At 60.7% G+C, this 2543-nt stretch carries 2 protein-coding genes; one reads left to right on the plus strand and one right to left on the minus strand.

Annotated features, from left to right (window positions below; genetic code table 11):
- Positions 1–6: 6 nt before the first annotated feature.
- Positions 7–1224, minus strand: coding sequence for a PucR family transcriptional regulator (locus RFA01S_RS27205; RefSeq protein ID WP_032407990.1), 1218 nt, complete (start codon positions 1222–1224; stop codon positions 7–9).
- 100 nt (positions 1225–1324) lie between these two features.
- On the opposite strand from RFA01S_RS27205, the gene RFA01S_RS27210 reads away from it, so the two are divergent.
- Positions 1325–2530 (plus strand): PucR family transcriptional regulator, encoded by a 1206-nt coding sequence (locus RFA01S_RS27210; protein WP_032407989.1) that lies wholly within the window; start codon positions 1325–1327, stop codon positions 2528–2530.
- The last annotated feature ends 13 nt before the right edge of the window (positions 2531–2543 follow it).

Consider the following 2543-nt stretch of genomic DNA (forward strand, 5'->3'; position numbering starts at 1 on the left):
TTCCGTCTACAACGACGGAGCCGGCAGGCCCGGATTGCTCACCACGACACCAGAACCTCCGTCCCGCATCGAACCCACCAAACCCGCCAGGCGCAGCGCTACTGCGAACTCACCTCGGTGCAGTCCCTCCGCACCGAGCTTGGCCTCCGCCGACTTCAACCGATACGCCACTGTTCTCGGGTGGACCCCCAGCGCCTCCGCGGTGAGAACAGCATTCTCGCTGCACAGAAAATACTCGCGCAGCGTTTCGAGTAGAACATTCTTTTTGTCGTTCGTTCCGCCCAGCGGACCCAACTCTTCTTCGACGAAATCAACGGTCGCCGCCAGGTCACGTAAGGCAAGACTCTCCAGTACCACGTCGTCGTACCAGACGCGGTTCAATCCAAGCGCGTTTGCAACGCTTTTGGCTTCTAGTGCCTGACGGTGGCTTGTGCTGAACCCATCCAAGCCCGAGTGAACCGCGCCGTAGGCGATCCGGACGTCGCCAGCGAATACGATCCCCGACAAGTCTGTCCACTGTGGAGTGACGCGCCGAGGCCACGGGATCCAGATCGAGCCGTGGCCCTCTGGGTAGGTGACGACTAATGGACGAACCCCGACGTGCGACCCAATAGCCCGAGCAGCGCCCTCGGGCGAACCGGACCACACCGATGCAGCGAGGTGCGTCCCACCTACCTGGTAATTGAGGATTTCCGTCGAGACCGGCAGGCCCGCCAGGAGCGCCTCGACCGTTGCGACCTTCTTTCTTTCATTGCTCTGTACTGCGAACACAGCACTGGCCTGTTGCCAGGCCTCCATGATGGCGGCCGAGACGAGATCGTTCCATTCGAAATGCCGCGCGCTGGCATGACGCAGAACAGCGACGCGCACGTCCGCATCGTCGATCACTTCATACGCTGTGTAGACGAGGTACTTCCAGGTCACGGCTTGCGCCAATCTTGATTCCCGAAGCAACTCCTGTAGAGCCTCGCCGGCATGCACCGAGGCTTGCACCTCGCGCAGCGACTCGTTGGACATCCTGGTTCGCGTTCGTGTGGCGTCCCCAATGTACGACAAGACGTCGTTCAGAGATGCGGTCACGGCTTCACTCTCGATGCGGCCGAAGCGTCGACGCACAGCCGCGTCAGCGCTCGATTCCAATCGTTGACGGATCTCCGAGAAAATTTCCGGCAATTTGAGGTGCGCCGCGTCGACGAGGTCACGAAGCCCGTTATCGATCGACATATGTCAAGGTTAACCGCAAGCGACGGGGATGCCACTTCCTGAGCGGCCGGACATGAAGACTCTGGGTGTGAGGCCGACTGCCTAGGGATAAGGTTCTGAAATGATCAGCGAGGACAAGACAACTTTCGTTGCCGAAGCTTTGGCAGACCGGCTGCCCGAGCTGACGGACCTGGTGCGCCGTCGCCTCCGCAACGATCTCCCGGAGTTCTCCGCCGACGTCGACCCTGCCCTCGCTGTCAGCGAGACAGGTAGAATCGCGGCCGCGTTGCGCTCGTTGGTCGAAGGCATCCGAGGAGCGAGTGAACCAGCAATTGCGGCAGTGGAAGACGCACAGGAGGAAGCCAGGGCCGTCGCGCAGGCGGGCATCGACCTGAACCTGTTGGTGCGGACATACCGCGTCGCGCAGGCAGCCATTCTCGATGTCTTGTTGACGGAAATCGTCCGGTTGATTCCGAACGAGGCCGAGCAGGTCACCGTGCAAGAACGAGTCGCGGAATTCCAGTTCGAATGGAACGAAACCATGCTGACAGCCGTGGTGTCTGCCTACCAGGAAGCTCGGGATTCGTTTTTCTTCCACGCGACCGATCGGCAACTACGCGCCTTACTCAGAGAGGTGATTGCGGGAGAAACCGACGACACACACCTTATCCCGTTTCCCGTCGCAAATCCTTCGATCGCCGCGGTCGTGTGGGGTGACGCCCCATTGGAAACTACCGAAAGCGTCGCGGGAGTCCTCCGCTCGACGCACGTTCTCGACGTAGCGGGCACATCTGGCGCTCGACTGGTCTGGTTCGCTGTATCGCAGAACGAAGAAGAGATCAGATCCGGTATCGCCTCCAAGCTTCGCTTGCGAAACGACACGTTCGTGTCCTTCGGCAAACCCAACGCCGGATTGACCGGCTTCCGTACGAGTCACCATCAGGCGTGGAGAGCCTATCGAGTGGGCCGGTGGACCAAATCGGCCCTGACCTGGTATTCCGACGTTGCACTCGAGGCGCTGTTCATGCGGGACTTTCAAGCGGCTCGGGACTTCGTCCAACAACAGCTGGGGCCTCTCGACCTTCACGATCCCCGTTCCGGCGTTCTACGAGAAACGTTGACGGCGTACTTCGACACGGGTAGCAGTGCGGTGAAGGCCGCCAAACTGCTGCACGTCCATGAACGGACTGTGTCCTACCGCCTCCGGACCATCGAGGACAAGCTCGGGGTGTCGGTATCCACCCGAAGAGGTGAACTCTTGGTGGCGCTGAGACTGGAATCGTCGCTCCGAGCCATTTCCGCTGCCGACACTTTGTCGCGTCACTGACGGGTGGGCTGGC

Source organism: Rhodococcoides fascians NBRC 12155 = LMG 3623, assembly GCF_001894785.1.
GTDB classification, from domain to species: Bacteria; Actinomycetota; Actinomycetes; order Mycobacteriales; family Mycobacteriaceae; genus Rhodococcoides; species Rhodococcoides fascians.

What these genes read in the sequence shown, in the direction of transcription:
- RFA01S_RS27210 (WP_032407989.1), top strand. Translation starts at nt 1,325, where the DNA reads ATGATCAGCGAGGACAAGACAACTTTCGTTGCCGAAGCTTTGGCAGAC.
- RFA01S_RS27205 (WP_032407990.1), bottom strand. Translation starts at nt 1,224, where the DNA reads ATGTCGATCGATAACGGGCTTCGTGACCTCGTCGACGCGGCGCACCTC.